Genomic DNA, 14,838 nt, shown 5'->3' with positions numbered 1-14,838 from the left:
CAATCGCAATATAATGTAAGCGCGCATCCGCTTTGTGTGGAAGCGCGCTTTTTCGCATAGAAAGCGTGTAAAATGAAGGGACTAGCAAATGAACGACAGCGAGGAGGGAAATCGATGCATCCGTTACGCCCAACGATGACAGTAGAAGAAGCGCTGGCCTACTTTTCGCCAGGGACGAATGGCGTACAGGCCGTTTACAGCGAAACGAACGAAATGATCGGCTATTTGACCGTCGATTCGATCGCGATCGCTGTCCATCGGGGAGAGCTGACGAGACCGATCCGCGAGTTCATCGTTACCGAAATCCCGCGGCAAAGCCTCGAGCCCCAATTCCGTTCGGATGAGCAGCTCCACGCATTTTTTCATAGTCCGTTGTGCAAGATTGTGTTCAACTCGCTCTATGACGGCGTCTACATTACCGATGGCGCTGGCATCACCCTGTTTATCAATCAAGCATACCAACGGATTACCGGACTCAATGCGGATGAAGTGATGGGCAAGCATATGAGCCAGCTGACCAAGCAAGGGATCATATCGGTTTCGGCTTCTTTGGAGACGATCCGGACAAAGCGGCCGGTCACCTTGATCCAGACGATCCGCAACGAGCGCAAAATCATCGTTTCGGCGACGCCGATTTTTTCGGACGCGCACGAAATCTTATACGTGATCAGCTGTGTGCGAGATATTACCGAGCTGATTCGGCTTAAGCACGAGCTAGACAGCCAGAGGCTCTGGCATCAAGGCATGCAGACGGATGTACCTCAGCCTGATCAAGAAGGATTGGAGAAGGTGGTATTGGGGCCGGCGACCCGTCCGATTTTCACGCTGGCGGACAAGGTGGCGAAGACCGAGGCGAAAATTTTGCTGCAAGGGGAGACTGGTGTCGGAAAAAGCATGATCGCCAAGTACATTCATGCCCGCAGCGCGCGGAATGGCGAGATTTTCATGGAGCTGAATTGCGCGACGATCCCGAGCCATCTGGTCGAATCGGAGCTGTTCGGCTACGAGCCAGGCGCTTTTACCGGCGCACTGAAGCAGGGAAAAGTCGGGATTTTGGAGAGCGCGCACCGCGGAACACTGTTTCTCGATGAAATCGGTGACTTGCCATTGGACGTGCAGGTGAAGCTGTTGAAGGTGGTTGAGGAGAACCAGTTTATGCGCGTCGGGTCGACACAGCTGCGCCATGTCGATGTCCGGATCATCACGGCGACGCACCGCGATTTAGCCGCGCGGGTAAGGGAAGGCTTGTTCCGGGAGGATTTGTATTACCGGTTGAATATCGTCACGTTTGAGGTTCCACCTCTGCGGGAGCGCAGAGAGGAGATCGTCCCCCTCTTGGAGACGTACTTGGCCAAATTCAACGAAAAATATAACGAGAACAAAGTGATGACACTGGAATGCTACGAGTGGCTGACCAACTACAACTGGCCGGGCAACATTCGCGAGCTAGCCAACCTGATCGAACGGCTTGTCGTGACGACCTATCACGATACGATCGATGTGGGCGATTTGCCAGCGATTCTCCAGCAGGTGCTTCCGTCAACGGAGCCTGCTTCCTTGAAAGAAGCGGTTGCGAAAGTGGAGCGCTCGCTGATTACAAAAGCGCTGCAAAAGCACGGGACGACGAGAGGGGCAGCAGCAGCGCTGGGGATCAGCCAAAGCGCGATTGTTCAAAAGATGAAAAAACTGCAGATGCGAGTAGAAAACGAATCATTTTAATCGATTTGATTCGTTTTCTACTCGCTTTTTTGTACTGATTTTTGAGAAGGCTTACATCTGGCAAGCTTTCTGGACTTGGCATGGGTCTTGCGTAAGTGTGATAGCAGAAACAGAAAGGAGATACCAGCTTGAATCTATCAACGTTTGCTGCAGCTAATAAATTGGTGACGGGCCGCGATTCGCTCAGCGTGCTCCCGGACGAAATCGACCGACTGGGTGTGGAGCATCCGCTGATCGTAACGGACAACATTTTGATCCAGGCAGGTGTCGTCGCGCAAGTGGAAGCGCTTTTACCGATGAGTGCGGGGATTTTTTCGGATGTGAATCCGGAACCGGAGATTGAAATCGTTGACCTTTGCCTGCGTAAGATCCGCGAAGGAAACCATGACGGCTTGATCGCAGTCGGCGGCGGCAGCGCGATCGATATCGCCAAAGCGGCCTCAGTGATGGCGACGAACGAAGGCAGCATCGAGCAATATGTCGGAACCAATCTGGTCAAAAAACCAGGCCTTCCGCTGATCGCGATTCCGACGACGGCTGGAACCGGATCGGAAGTGACGAACATTTCGATCCTTTCTGATAAAAAGGAGCAAGTGAAAAAAGGGATTGTAAGCCCTTATTTGCTGCCGGACGTTGCGATCGTGTCTCCGCTGATGACCTTAACGTGCCCGCCAAGCGTGACCGCAGCGAGTGGTGTCGACGCTCTGGTGCATGCGGTTGAGGCGTACATTTCCAAGTTCGCTTCCCCGGTCACCGACGCATTGGCGATCGGCGCGATGAAGCTGATCGCGGTCCATCTGCCGAAAGCATATGCGGCGCCTGACAATATTGAATCGCGTGAAGCCATGATCACGGCAAGCTTGATGGCAGGTCTTGCATTTGGAAATGCAGGGGTAGGAGCTGTGCACGCGCTGGCATACCCGCTCGGCGGACGCTTCCATATGGCACATGGCGTCAGCAACTCGCTGCTGCTGCCGTATGTCATGAAGTGGAACAAGATCGCATGCCTGGAAAAACTGCGCGATGTCGCGGTGGCATTGGGCGAAAACGTTGATGGGCTGAATGCCGATCAAGCAGCGGAAGCAGCGATCGAGGCCATGACCCGCCTGTGCCGGTATGTCGACATTCCGCAATCGCTACGCGAGTTCAACATCCCGGAATCGGCCATCGTCGAAATGGCGGAGGAAGCAACGAAGCAGACGCGCCTTTTGAAAAACAATCCACGCGCGTTGCGGAAGAAAGACATTGAAGACATTTATCGGGCAGCTTACTAAGCTGTTCAACCAGCCGGAGCAAAACAGCCAAAAGGGAAAGGTGGGTACAGCATCATGAAACAAGCTGAATTGAAAAAAGGCATGTATGTAAACGGAGAATGGGTTTATCTGGACAAGGCGTTTCCGGTGATCAATCCGGCAACGCTGGAAACGGTCGGAACGGTTCCGGATGGCACGGTGGCCTGGGCGAAACAGGCGGTGGACGCCGCACATGCCGCTTTTGAAACGTGGTCGAAAACGACCGCGTATGAGCGGGCAGCCCTGCTGGAAAAATGGCATCAGGCGATCGACGCACGCCTGGAAGAAATCGCCATGGTTATGACGCTCGAACAAGGCAAGCCGCTGGCGGAAGCGAAGGGCGAAATGCAGTACGCCAACAGCTTTATCAAATGGTATGCGGAAGAAGCGAAGCGCGTATACGGCGAGACGATTCCCGCTTCGTCCGGCTCCAAGCGCATTCTGGTGCAAAAGCAGCCGGTCGGCGTCGTGGCGGCGATCACGCCATGGAACTTTCCGGCTGCCATGATCACACGCAAGATCGCACCGGCTCTGGCGGCAGGCTGCACGGCTGTGATCAAGCCTGCGGAACAGACGCCGCTGACTGCGCTGCTGCTGGTGGAATGTGCACAGGAAGCGGGCATTCCGGCAGGGGTAATCAACATCGTCACGACGACGAAGCCGGGTGAGATCGTCGATGTCTGGATGGAAGACAGCCGCGTGCGGAAGGTCACGTTCACAGGGTCTACGCCGGTCGGCAAGTTGCTGATGCGCAACGCCGCTGCAACGATGAAAAAAGTGTCGCTTGAGCTCGGTGGTCTGGCACCCTTCATTATCGCGGAGGACGCCAACATCGATGCTGCGGTTGCCGGTCTGATCCAGTCCAAATTCCGCAATGCAGGCCAAACATGCATCTGCGCCAACCGCATTTTCGTGCACGAGTCGATTAAAGAGACGTTCCTCGAAGCGTTCACCAAAGCGACCGCAGCGCTTTCCGTCGGGAACGGGCTGGACGGAGCGGTGGACGTCGGCCCGCTGATCGATGAGGAAGCGGTGAATAAGGTCCGGCACCAAATCGAGGACGCCGTCGGCAAAGGGGCCACGCTCCATGGCGAGCCTGCGCTGGCGGGTGCAACCGGTTATTTCCTGAATCCGGTCGTGCTCTCGGATGTCACGGACGACATGATTTGCATGCGGGAAGAAACGTTCGGACCGATCGCGCCGGTTAGCACTTATTCGACTGACAAAGAAGCAGTCAAACGCGCCAATGAGACGCCGTTTGGTCTCGCTGCATATGTCTTCACACAGTCGCTGACCAAAGCGTTCTGGTTTTCTGAAAATCTGGAATATGGCATCGTCGGCGTCAACGACGGTGCGCCTTCCACGGCACAGGCTCCGTTCGGCGGGATGAAGGAAAGCGGATTGGGCCGGGAGGGAAGCCACTACGGCATCGATGAATATTTGGAAGTGAAATACGTCTCCATGCAGCTGCTCTAAGCAAAACGCAGTCGGTAGGAATGAAATGAGACAGCGCTCGTGATGAGCGCTGTTTTTTTGTGCAGTGAGCCTCTAGAATCCATGTGCAGAATCTAGCAAATGTACATTTCCACGATAAAATCGTGCAACTCGTCCATATCAAGCGATTCGGCCCATTCATAGGATAGTACGAGGGGGTGAGCGTGATGAAAGGACAAAAATTGAATCAAGTCTATTCGAATCGGGTTCTCCGATCTGAATTCGATAGCAAGTGGAAAAACTTTATCTCCAACGGCTATGTGGTCTATGTAGCGACTGCGGACAATGCGCGGGTAACGGTTCTCTTGGCAGGAAATCAGCGGAAGTTGATCATTTTCAAAAAAGGTGGACGTGTGCTTGTAGGTGGTGGGGGCACCAGCCATTACAGCAAGCCTCATATCACCAAAAATCTGTAAAGGTCGTTTCAACAGAAAAATACAGCCTTAGGTGGTAAGGCTGTATTTTTTCATGGGCGATGCGCTAGACTTCCATGATGATGGGGAGGATCATCGGCCGTTTTTTGGTCCTTTCATACAAAAATTGCCCAACAGCTTCCCGCATACCTTGCTTCAAGCGGTTCCACTGGTTCACATTTTCTTCCTGCAGCCGGAGAAGTGCGGCGGTTGCGATCCGTGTTGCTTCCTCGATCAGTTCTTCCGATTCGGGCGCATAGACGAATCCACGGGAAATAAGGTCCGGGCCGGTCAAAATTTTGCCATCCGCCTTGCTGCGCGTGACAACCACCACCATGATGCCGTCTTCAGATAGGTGTTTGCGGTCGCGCAGGATCATCGTGCCGACATCGCCGATCCCCAAGCCATCCACGAGCGTATTTCCAGCAGGGATTTTGCGCTCCTGCTTGACCTTCGAGTTATGGATGTCGACTACATCGCCGATGTTGAGGAGTAAGATGTGGTTCGGATCGATGCCGATCGCCTCCGCCAACAATCGATGCTGATAGAGCATGCGGTACTCACCGTGGATCGGGATGAAGTATTGGGGCTTCATCAGCGTAAGCATCAGCTTCAGCTCTTCCTGGCTGCCATGCCCGGATACATGCATGCCGGTAACGCTGCCGGAACCGTAAATGACTTTGGCGCCAAGGATGAACAAGTTATCTACGATCCGGGACACGTTGCGTTCGTTGCCGGGGATCGGCGTGGCGGACAAGATGACGGTATCGCCGGGCTGAACTTTGATGTGCCGGTAGTTCGATGTGGATAAGCGGGACAAGGCGGCCATCGGTTCTCCCTGACTGCCTGTGCACAGAATGACCAGCTCGTCAGAATCGAGCTCGGCCGCTTCCTCGGACTCCATCAACATGCCTTCCGGAATCCGCAAGTAGCCTTGCTCTGAAGCGATTTTCACGACATTGACCATGCTTCGTCCCAAGAGCGTCAGTTTTCGGTTCGTCGCCTCCGCCGCGTCTACTACCTGCTGCAGACGGTAGACATTGGAGGCAAAGGTGGACACGAAGATTTTTTTCTCTGCTTTGCGGAATGCCTCAAGCAAATGGTCGCCGACGAGCCTTTCGGAGGGGGTGAAACCGGGACGCTCCGCATTGGTGCTTTCCGAAAGAAGGACAAGCACGCCCTTTTGGCCAATTTCCGCCATGCGGTGAATGTCCGGGGTCTGATTGTTCACGGGACTCAAGTCAAATTTGAAATCACCGGTATGGACAACGGTTCCTTCCGGTGTTTCGCAGACGATGCCGAGGCAATCGGGGATGCTGTGATTCGTTTGGAAAAAGCTGACGTGGAGCGAGCCAAATCGGATGGTCGCTTTTGAATCGATCGGTGTCAGCTTTGACTTTTGCAGCAGGCCATGCTCTTTCAGCTTGGCCCCGATCAAGCCCAACGTGAGCTGCGTGCCGTATATGGGCATATCGATTTGTTTGAGCAAATAAGGGATTCCGCCGATGTGATCCTCATGGCCATGAGTCACCAGCAAGCCCCGGACTTTGTCCTGGTTTTCCAGCAGGTAGGTAACATCCGGAATAATCAAGTCGACCCCGAGTAAGCTCTCATCGGGAAATTTGGAGCCGCAATCAATCAAAATGATGTCATCCTCATATTGGATGCCATACATGTTTTTGCCGATCTCATAAACCCCGCCCAAGGCGAAGATGGAAAGCGCATGTGTCAAAGGAAGCCCTCCTGCAAATTGTGTCCTGGTTGGCTTTAGTATGTACAGGATTGCCAGTTTTTTTACGAATAAAAAAAGAAGCGACTGCAGGTGCGCGCTTCGCTTCTTTCTCTTTTTCATCGGTTACTCGGCGGGGCGATTCGGTCCTTCGAGCTTCTTGTCCCCGTAGCCGTCTCTTTTTTCAGCTTCATATGGCTCTTTTTCAGAAGCTTCGTTGCGGCGCAGCATTTCATCTTTTCTTCCAGCCAAGTGGGGTCAACCTCCGTTCTGTATGATAGATGGCAGAATCAGGGGTTAGTGTCTCCCATTTTTTTGATTGTTATTTCACGATTCGTCCTTTCCATACCTCGCCAATGCCCGCCATGTTGATTCCAGCATCCGATTGCGCATGTATTCGCCTTCCAGGATCCGGACCCGTTTGCCCAGAAAACGCAGCTTGGAGAGAACGTACTCGCGCTCTTCGAGCTGAAAAGTCAGCTTGATCCGGTATGTTTCACGCTCGTCGCTATACTCCACTTCTTTTTCAAAGCAGGAGAATGCGTACAAAATCCGCGAGAGTTCCTTGTTGTACAGCGGAATGACTTCGATCACGGCGGTTTCTTTGCGCGATTCGATGATTTTGGCGATATCGGTTAGGACGATCGCTGTGACTTGTTCTTCGAGCGGGCGTGGGCTGATGGAGGCGATATTTTGGAGCTTGGTCGACATCAGCGTGTGATGGCGCAGGTGATACCAAAGCAGATACCATTCCCGCTTCACCATGGAATACTCCAGCTTGTAAGGAAAGCCACTCTGCTCGGTTTGCAAACGGCCGTCTTTGGTCCGAAACGTCATGTGCATCCCCGCCTGCTCCAGCATAATGCGGCGGATTGGGCTGATGAGCAGGTGGTAGACATGCTTTTCCTTGCTCTTCGCTTTTTCGCGGAATCGGTCGCCCAGATCGAGGCTTTGCTCCGGCTGTAAGAGCGCACGCAGTTTTTCAAGAGTTTCTACGGAAAACGCGTCTGAGGCAGCCGGATGCTCCAGCATCGTTTTCAGCCAGGCCCGCTCATGCGAGGTGATCGTGAATGCGCCCGTTTCGTCCAAGCGGGACATGACCTGGTAATTGAAAATCTTTTCAAACAGATTCATAGTACGCCTGAATCTCCTTCCACTCTGCGATGAACTCTTTTCGCAGCCAGCGCGGCTCCAAAACCTCGCAGCTCGACCCGAAGCTGCGGAGCCACGGCTTGATCTCCGTTGTGCCGTTTACCCAGATTTCATAGGTGAACGACTCCGCGTCTTCTTCCACGATGCGTCCCCATTGCCCTTGCAAAAGAACCCGTTCCTTGACGAAATTGGTCCGGGCCCCTTCCGGATGGTAAAAACGCGCTTTGACCAGTACCGGATTGCCAGTATCGACGAGCCAGCTGTAACGTGTTTTGTCCTCCAGCTGTGCAAGCCTGTGGGCGAAGTCTTCTTCGGGAACGGCTTCTTGTTCTTCGATCTGGGTCAAGCCTTCCATGCGAAACTTCTTGATGCCGAGCCTCGGTGTATAGCCGAGCAAATACCATCTGCCGTATTGGTGGTCGTACACCACTTGCAGGGGCAAAACGGTCTCCTGCTTGCCTGCGCTTTGCCGTTCAAATAGCGGGTTGGTGTTTTGTGAGGCATAGCGCTTGCTCGTTTTCGGCGAAAAATAGAGAAAAGACACTTTACGTCGGTTGTGAATCGCCTGAAGCAACATCCCCAGATGGGCCTCATCCAAAATGCGCGAGTAGTAATGGTATTTGTACAAAAACGGATCCATCCGTTCAGGTAGAACGCCACGTTGCCGCAGCGCTTTTTTCAAACTGTCGCGCAGCAGGTAGCCTTGGACAGAGGGAACCTGGGTATTAGCCATGACGTCGACGAAATCGTACAGCGTCGTCAGCTCGTCGTCTTTCAAATCCGCAATCAGTCCGTTGTGGATCGTGTAACGGTACGGGCGGCCGCCCTCCTCGCGCCGGATAACACCGACTTCCTCCAAATATTTGAGGTCGGAGCGGATCGTTTTTTCATCGGGAAATGGGAAGTCACTCGGGAGATCCCGCGCGCACACGTCCATCAGTTCCATCGCGGTCAACGCTTGCGTCTGCAAAGCCGTGATAATCATGGAGAAACGGTAGCTTTCCGACTCTTTGACGGATTTGGCGCGGTAGAGGAAAAGCAGCATGGGATCGGCCGAATCATAATAATTGAAGCGCAGCGCGCGGTCGAACTCATGGCCTTGCTCTTCGGGCAACTGGAGGGAGACGGCATTCACGATCTCTTTTAACCGGCGCAGCGTTTTATCGAATGTATGTACAGAGATTCCGAGTCGCTCGGCAAACTGCTGCCGGCTGTAAGCGCCGCTTGCAAGGACAAGCATGCGCAAAAACTGGATTTCTTTATCGAAGCTTTCTTTTGCCACCAGAACACCTCGTTTCATGCTAAGCACAAATCTGCTTCCCATTGTAGCAGGAGATGGAAAATGGCGAAAATGGAAAAAGTTATCTTTCGTCGTAATACTTTTGCCATGTTCGGCAGAGGGGAAGTGCGCGATGATAAGAGTGTGAAGCGAACGCATCGAAATGCTTCACGGTAAACAAAACCATCGAGGCGCTTGGAAGGGCTCCTTCGTCTTTGAAACGGCCTGTTGTTGGTTCGAGTCCAACTCCCTCCGCCGGGGGGATAGCTCAACTGGTAGAGCAGCGCGACCTTTCCACCATTTTTCCTCGATGGTTTATGAAAAGCAGGGGAGCGAGGCGCCGGAGAGGGGTTCTTCGTCTAAAAACGACCATTGTTTCACCCGGGCTTCATGGCAGGTTCGAGTCCTGCAAACACCCTTCTCCCTTTTTCCTCGCCGTCTTTCAAAAGAGCACTCATGCGAACCGTAAGGAGGTCATATCCATGGGTTTTGCACGCAATCTGTTCAACTCCATGCAGCAGGCAGACCATCGCAACATTGACGGATTTCCCGCATATGCGCGTACGGCTGAGGAGCAATACGTACAGACGCTTTTGACAAATACATTGCAATCTGTTTTTTATGCCAACCAAACCGAATTGTTGGCCACGGCGAATCAGCTGCACCATCTAATGGCGGAACAAAATCCGCAGTTCATGGCTCGTGCTCTCGTATTTGCTCGCAACGTAGGATTCATGCGGTTGCAGCCGCTGTACGGATTGGCTGTACTGTCGACGCACCGCCCCGACTTGTTCGCACAGATATTTTTGGACGTGGTGAAAATACCTTCCGATTTGGCTGATTTCCTGACGATTTTGCAAGGGATGGGACGTGGCGAAGGCGGGCGCGCGGTAAAGCGGCAGATCAACCGGTTTTTGTCCGGGGTATCGGAGTATTGGGCTCTGAAATACAACGGGCGGGGACGCGGCTACAGCTTGGGCGACGCGATCGCGACGGCTCATCCAAAGCCTGCCGATTTGAAGCAGCAAGCGTTGTTCCGCTATTTGCGCGGCCATGAAGCGAATCTCGCCGTTATACCACAAGTAGAAGCGTTGGAGCGGCTGAAGCGGGCAAAGACGGAAGCCGAGCAGAGTCACTGGATCGAAACGGGGAAGCTGCCCTATGAGGTGGTGACGGGCGCGATCAAACCGACAAGAGCTGTGTGGGAAGCGCTCTTGTACCAGATGCCGACCTTTGCGCTATTGCGCCACCTGAATACGTTGGCGCGCGCAGGGGTATTTGCTAACGAAGAGCATCTCGCCTATGCCGTCGGCAGACTGACGGACCGCGAGTCCTTGCAAAAGGCGAAGATTTTACCGTTTCGTTTCGTAAAAGCGTTCCAGCAGCTAGAGGAGCCGCGGCTTCGCGATGCGCTGCGCCTAGCGGTGGAGCTGACGTTTGACAATTTGCCGGAGCTGGACGAGAACACCGCGATTTTTCTCGACATCTCGGGATCGATGAACGGTGAGTATTTGCAGATCGGGTCGGTATTTGCTCTCGGTCTGTATAAGAAAACAAAGGGGAATTCTCTGTTTTGGCTGTTCGATACCCAAGCGTTGGACGCCAAGCCGTCTCGCTATGACAGCATCATGAGCCAGGCCGAACGCATCCACACACGTGGCGGAACCGATACCGGCGCACCGGTCCGAAAACTGCTCCGCGAAAAGAAGAAGGTCGACCACATCATTATCATCACCGATGAGCAGCAAAACACGGGCAGCCCGTTTTACCGTGATTTGCAAACCTATCGGAAAAAAATCAATCCGCACACACAAGCGTTCATCGTCGATATCGCGCCTTACCATCATGCGATGGTTCCGCCGCAGGATGGGCAGACGCATTACATTTACGGCTGGAGCGACACCGTGCTCCCCTACATCGCCCAGACGATGCAGGGCTACGGCTCGATGGTGGAGCAAATCGCCGCGATAAATCTGACAAAAAGCTAAGGAGGGTACCACATGTCCGCCCTGAAGACAATCATCCAAAACGAACTACGCATCATTGAACAACAAGAGAATATCCGCATTTTATACGCATGCGAGTCGGGCAGCCGGGCATGGGGATTCCCGTCCAAAGACAGCGATTACGACGTCCGCTTCCTGTACGTGCGCCCTGTTGACTGGTATTTGTCCATTTTTGACAAGCGGGATGTCATCGAGCGGCCCATCAGCGACTTGCTCGACATCAACGGTTGGGATTTGAAAAAAGCGCTGCGCCTGTTCAAAAAGTCTAATCCGCCACTACTTGAATGGCTGCAATCGCCGATCACATACGCCGAATCCTCCTCGGTGGCGGAACAGATTCGCACGGCAGCGGTGTTTGCCTTTTCGCCAAAAGCGTGCATGTATCACTATCTTAACATGGCGCGTGGGAACTTCCGGGAGTATTTGCAGGGCGAGCAGGTGCGGATCAAAAAGTACTTTTACGTGCTAAGACCGCTCTTGGCGTGCGGCTGGATCGAGAATCACGGGAGCATGCCGCCGATGGCGTTTGACGAGCTGGTAGACGAGATGATTCCGCGGGAGAGTGCGCTATACGGGATGATCCAGGAGCTTTTGGCGCGCAAAAAAGCGGGCGATGAGCTGGATTTCGAGCCGCGCTTAGGGCTGATTCATGATTTTATTCTGGAGAGAATTGCCTACTACGAGAAGGTGGCGAATTGCTTGGAGACGGCGCCGGGGAATCAGGATCAGGCGTTGGATGAGATGTTTCGCGGGGCGTTGCGAGAGATTTGGGGGGAGAAGTGAGAGACATGCTGCGTTTTTTTCGAAGAGAGGCGCTTTATCCTTGGATGGGGAAGTCCTCGATTTATGAATTCATTCAAAACAACATGGATGAAGCAGGGCATCTTCGGGACAACACGTTGCCAGACGACGAGGAGTTTTGGGACGGTAAGGGAATCAGATGGGTTGCGGGTGGCTTGGACGGCGCTTTTTCTCATCATGTGGCGGGAAGCAATGGCGAGGTGAACGTTCGTGAACTGGTTCAGCTCATTGCCAAGCAGAGTCGCAAGCCCGGCAATAAAACACGCCGTGAGACTTATGTGAAGTTGATGCAGGTTGACCTTCTGTCGCTAATCGATCCTCTGCTTGAAGCGTTGCTGAGAGAGCCGGGGGGTTCTCTCGAAAATTTGTATAATGAAGCATACTGGATGGCAGAGCACGGTGCCGACCGGAATGTTGTAAAATTGGGAATGGCCATTCTAGGTCAGTTTCAAACGGAGCATCACAAGCAATTGGTGATGTTGCTCGGGAAGCACGATGAATTTACGCTTTATGCCGCGGTGGCGATTCAAAATAGTTTGAAAGACTCCAATTCGCAGCTATTCGAACTGGCTCGTTTTGCAAAGGGATGGGGAAAAATTCATCTGGTGGAGAGGCTGGAACCGGCAACGTCGGAAATAAAGGACTGGCTGATACGGAATGGCTTCCGCAATGAGGTAATGGATGCGTATTTGGCATGCATATGCGCGAGAAATGGAGAGCTGCATCTGGCATTAGAGAGCGAACTGATAGATTCAGCGTTATACGAGGGAGCTGGCGGGATCATCACGGCTCTGCTCTCTGGAGGACCGGCAGAAGACATCGACGATTATGAACACGCAGCAACTGTGGTGAAGCAGTATCTGCGGCATGCGGAGCGGATGTGTTCGACTCTTTCGCATCTGGTGGTACTCTTTGATCTAGTAGATTTCCTCAATCAAGACGAGGAACGCTGGGAAAGCCGTTACCAAACCGGGTGGAAAGCAGAGGACAGAGAGTCGCTTCAAGAAATATGCAGGTCGATCATTGAGAGAAAAGAATGGACCGATCAGATTTCAAGCGGGCTGCAATCAAGCGCCCCGGGTGAACGGTTTGATGCGATACGGGCAGGGAAAGCGCTTGGTTGGGATATATGGCCGATATTGTTCGAGCAGCTGCAAAAAGATCCGTTAAACCATACGTTATACTTCGAAGTGATGAACACAGATGAGAGGGAGCGTGCGCAAGCGGTAGTCGGCTTCGCTGAACAGGCATTGCCGCTGTCTCGCATTGCAACAGGATCGGCCGATGAGCTGGGGATTGGCCCTATGTTTGAACCGCATCGGCTATTGAGTGTATTGCTACAGAGCCTAGATCGATTTGAAGGACTCGGGGTGACTTTGATTACAACCGGCCTCAAAAGCCCTGTCGTGAATAACCGAAACATGGCGCTGCGTGCGCTGGAAGGCTGGACAGCCCGCTGGACGGATACGTTACGAGAAAATCTGCTTGAGGCAGCCACCAACGAACCCGACAACGGTGTAAAGGAACGAATCGAAAAATTACTACAGCAAAACGATGAGGGGAATTCAAAATGACCTACCAAACCATCAACAACGTCCGCGTCTGGGGGAACCCGGACCAAGGGGCTTTGGCACAAGCGAAAACATGCGCGGAGCATGGCAATGTGCTGCAGGCTCTCTTGATGGCGGACCACCATAAAGGATACAGCCAGCCGATCGGCGGTGTCATCGCGTATGACGGGCAAATTTCGCCGTCGGGGGTCGGTTATGACATCGGTTGCGGCAACAAGGCGGTGCGAACGAATCTGCAGGCGGCGGACATCGCGCCACAGCTGCCGAAAATCATGGATAAAATAGCCAAACGCATTTCCTTTGGCGTAGGACGCAAAAACAAAGACCAGGTTGATCACGAGCTGTTTTACGACCCGGACTGGTCGGTCTATGCCGCGGTCGGGAGGCAGGAGCACGATAGGCTGAAGGCATTGGCCCGCGATCAGCTGGGAACGGTCGGGAGCGGCAATCATTATGTCGACTTGTTTGAAGAAGTCGGTACCGGCCGTCTGTGGATCGGCAATCATTTCGGCAGCCGGGGCTTCGGCCACAAGACGGCCAGCGGCTTCATGAATTTGGCGAACAACCGGCCGTTTGCAGCCAATGCGCCGGGGGAATCGATGGACCAGCCGCCGATTTTGCTGGAGATGGGAAGCGAGCTTGGCGACATGTATTACCGCGCGATGAAGCTGGCCGGACAATATGCTTATGCGGGACGGGATTACGTGATTGACCTAGTGCTCGCCATCCTCGGGGCCGAAGCGGATTTTGAAGTCCACAACCATCATAACTACGCGTGGAAAGAGACGCACGGTGGCAAGGAAGCAATCGTCGTACGAAAAGGGGCGACGCCATCCGCGCCGGGTCAACTCGGTTTCATCGGCGGGAGCATGGGGGACATTTCCGTCATCGTCAGAGGCAAAGACACCGATGAAAACCGCGATGCCTTTTACAGCACGGTGCATGGTGCCGGACGGATCATGAGCCGCACGCAGGCGGCAGGCAAGCTGAACTGGAAGACACGGAAACGCTCTGGCGGGCTTATCACACCTGAGCAAATGCGCGATGCCGTTCGCACTTTCGGTGTGGAGCTGCGCGGAGCAGGCACAGATGAAAGTCCGTTCGTTTATCGAAAGCTGCAAGAGGTGCTTGATGCTCATCGGGATACCATCGATGTGCTGCATGTCTTGAAGCCGATCGGCGTGTGCATGGCAGGAGACAATGAGTTTGATCCATACAAAGATTGATGCAGTAGCGAAATGAACGATAAGCAAAAACATCCGTTTCCGATACATGATCGGAAGCGGTTTTTCGCATTGGAGAAGTGAATCCGGCGGAGGGATTTTTTGCAATAGAAAAACAATCCAGAACCACTCGACTCTTTGGATTTACTATGCTATCAT

Annotated in this window: 12 protein-coding genes; 8 read left to right on the top strand and 4 right to left on the bottom strand. The window is 53.4% G+C overall.

Annotated features, from left to right (window positions below):
* Positions 1 to 114: 114 nt before the first annotated feature.
* The 4 genes from EDM56_RS01705 (at position 115) to EDM56_RS01690 (ending at position 4,921) form a co-directional block, all read left to right on the top strand.
* Positions 115 to 1,719, top strand: coding sequence for a sigma-54 interaction domain-containing protein (locus tag EDM56_RS01705; RefSeq protein ID WP_122916146.1), 1,605 nt, complete (start codon positions 115 to 117; stop codon positions 1,717 to 1,719).
* Positions 1,720 to 1,847: 128 nt separating this feature from the next.
* Positions 1,848 to 2,993 (top strand): iron-containing alcohol dehydrogenase, encoded by a 1,146-nt coding sequence (locus EDM56_RS01700; RefSeq protein WP_122916145.1) that lies wholly within the window; start codon positions 1,848 to 1,850, stop codon positions 2,991 to 2,993.
* Positions 2,994 to 3,047: 54 nt separating this feature from the next.
* Positions 3,048 to 4,487 (top strand): NAD-dependent succinate-semialdehyde dehydrogenase, encoded by a 1,440-nt coding sequence (locus EDM56_RS01695; protein ID WP_122916144.1) that lies wholly within the window; start codon positions 3,048 to 3,050, stop codon positions 4,485 to 4,487.
* 185 nt (positions 4,488 to 4,672) lie between these two features.
* Positions 4,673 to 4,921 carry a hypothetical protein gene (locus tag EDM56_RS01690; protein ID WP_122916143.1) on the top strand — a complete coding sequence of 83 codons (249 nt, stop codon included), beginning with the start codon at positions 4,673 to 4,675 and terminating at the stop codon, positions 4,919 to 4,921.
* A gap of 64 nt (positions 4,922 to 4,985) precedes the next feature.
* Here EDM56_RS01690 and EDM56_RS01685 read toward each other — a convergent pair whose 3' ends face one another.
* From EDM56_RS01685 to EDM56_RS01675, 4 genes are all read right to left on the bottom strand, one after another.
* Positions 4,986 to 6,650 carry a ribonuclease J gene (locus EDM56_RS01685; RefSeq protein ID WP_281274932.1) on the bottom strand — a complete coding sequence of 555 codons (1,665 nt, stop codon included), beginning with the start codon at positions 6,648 to 6,650 and terminating at the stop codon, positions 4,986 to 4,988.
* A 123-nt stretch (positions 6,651 to 6,773) separates the two neighbouring features.
* Positions 6,774 to 6,899 (bottom strand): hypothetical protein, encoded by a 126-nt coding sequence (locus tag EDM56_RS32025; protein WP_281274931.1) that lies wholly within the window; start codon positions 6,897 to 6,899, stop codon positions 6,774 to 6,776.
* Positions 6,900 to 6,974: 75 nt separating this feature from the next.
* Positions 6,975 to 7,781 (bottom strand): WYL domain-containing protein, encoded by an 807-nt coding sequence (locus EDM56_RS01680; protein ID WP_122916141.1) that lies wholly within the window; start codon positions 7,779 to 7,781, stop codon positions 6,975 to 6,977.
* Complete coding sequence (locus EDM56_RS01675) at positions 7,768 to 9,081, bottom strand: helix-turn-helix transcriptional regulator (RefSeq protein ID WP_122916140.1); 1,314 nt, start codon at positions 9,079 to 9,081, stop codon at positions 7,768 to 7,770. Before EDM56_RS01675 ends, EDM56_RS01680 begins: the two co-directional genes overlap by 14 nt.
* A 479-nt stretch (positions 9,082 to 9,560) precedes the next feature.
* Here EDM56_RS01675 and EDM56_RS01670 point away from each other — a divergent pair, with 479 nt between their 5' ends.
* The 4 genes from EDM56_RS01670 to EDM56_RS01655 are packed head-to-tail and all read left to right on the top strand — an operon-like array spanning position 9,561 to position 14,682.
* Positions 9,561 to 11,066, top strand: coding sequence for a TROVE domain-containing protein (locus tag EDM56_RS01670; RefSeq protein ID WP_122916139.1), 1,506 nt, complete (start codon positions 9,561 to 9,563; stop codon positions 11,064 to 11,066).
* Between the two features lie 12 nt (positions 11,067 to 11,078).
* On the top strand, positions 11,079 to 11,867 hold the full coding sequence (locus EDM56_RS01665) for a nucleotidyltransferase domain-containing protein (protein ID WP_122916138.1): 789 nt from the start codon (positions 11,079 to 11,081) through the stop codon (positions 11,865 to 11,867).
* Positions 11,868 to 11,872: 5 nt separating this feature from the next.
* Complete coding sequence (locus EDM56_RS01660; protein WP_122916137.1) at positions 11,873 to 13,459, top strand: limonene hydroxylase; 1,587 nt, start codon at positions 11,873 to 11,875, stop codon at positions 13,457 to 13,459.
* The gene (locus EDM56_RS01655; RefSeq protein ID WP_122916136.1) at positions 13,456 to 14,682 is read left to right on the top strand and encodes an RtcB family protein; all 1,227 of its coding nucleotides are present in this window, start codon (positions 13,456 to 13,458) and stop codon (positions 14,680 to 14,682) included. Before EDM56_RS01660 ends, EDM56_RS01655 begins: the two co-directional genes overlap by 4 nt.
* Positions 14,683 to 14,838: the final 156 nt, after the last annotated feature.

It is taken from the genome of Brevibacillus fluminis, from assembly GCF_003710825.1.
In the GTDB taxonomy this organism is placed as follows: Bacteria; Bacillota; Bacilli; order Brevibacillales; family Brevibacillaceae; genus Brevibacillus_D; species Brevibacillus_D fluminis.
This window is presented reverse-complemented; position numbering and strand designations above follow the sequence as displayed.

Excerpts from the sequence above, each read along its gene's own strand:
- EDM56_RS01695 (WP_122916144.1), top strand. The coding sequence starts at position 3,048 with ATGAAACAAGCTGAATTGAAAAAAGGCATGTATGTAAACGGAGAATGG.
- EDM56_RS01665 (WP_122916138.1), top strand. The coding sequence starts at position 11,079 with ATGTCCGCCCTGAAGACAATCATCCAAAACGAACTACGCATCATTGAA.
- EDM56_RS01670 (WP_122916139.1), top strand. The coding sequence starts at position 9,561 with ATGGGTTTTGCACGCAATCTGTTCAACTCCATGCAGCAGGCAGACCAT.
- EDM56_RS01690 (WP_122916143.1), top strand. The coding sequence starts at position 4,673 with ATGAAAGGACAAAAATTGAATCAAGTCTATTCGAATCGGGTTCTCCGA.
- EDM56_RS01655 (WP_122916136.1), top strand. The coding sequence starts at position 13,456 with ATGACCTACCAAACCATCAACAACGTCCGCGTCTGGGGGAACCCGGAC.
- EDM56_RS01705 (WP_122916146.1), top strand. The coding sequence starts at position 115 with ATGCATCCGTTACGCCCAACGATGACAGTAGAAGAAGCGCTGGCCTAC.
- EDM56_RS01680 (WP_122916141.1), bottom strand. The coding sequence starts at position 7,781 with ATGAATCTGTTTGAAAAGATTTTCAATTACCAGGTCATGTCCCGCTTG.
- EDM56_RS01660 (WP_122916137.1), top strand. The coding sequence starts at position 11,873 with ATGCTGCGTTTTTTTCGAAGAGAGGCGCTTTATCCTTGGATGGGGAAG.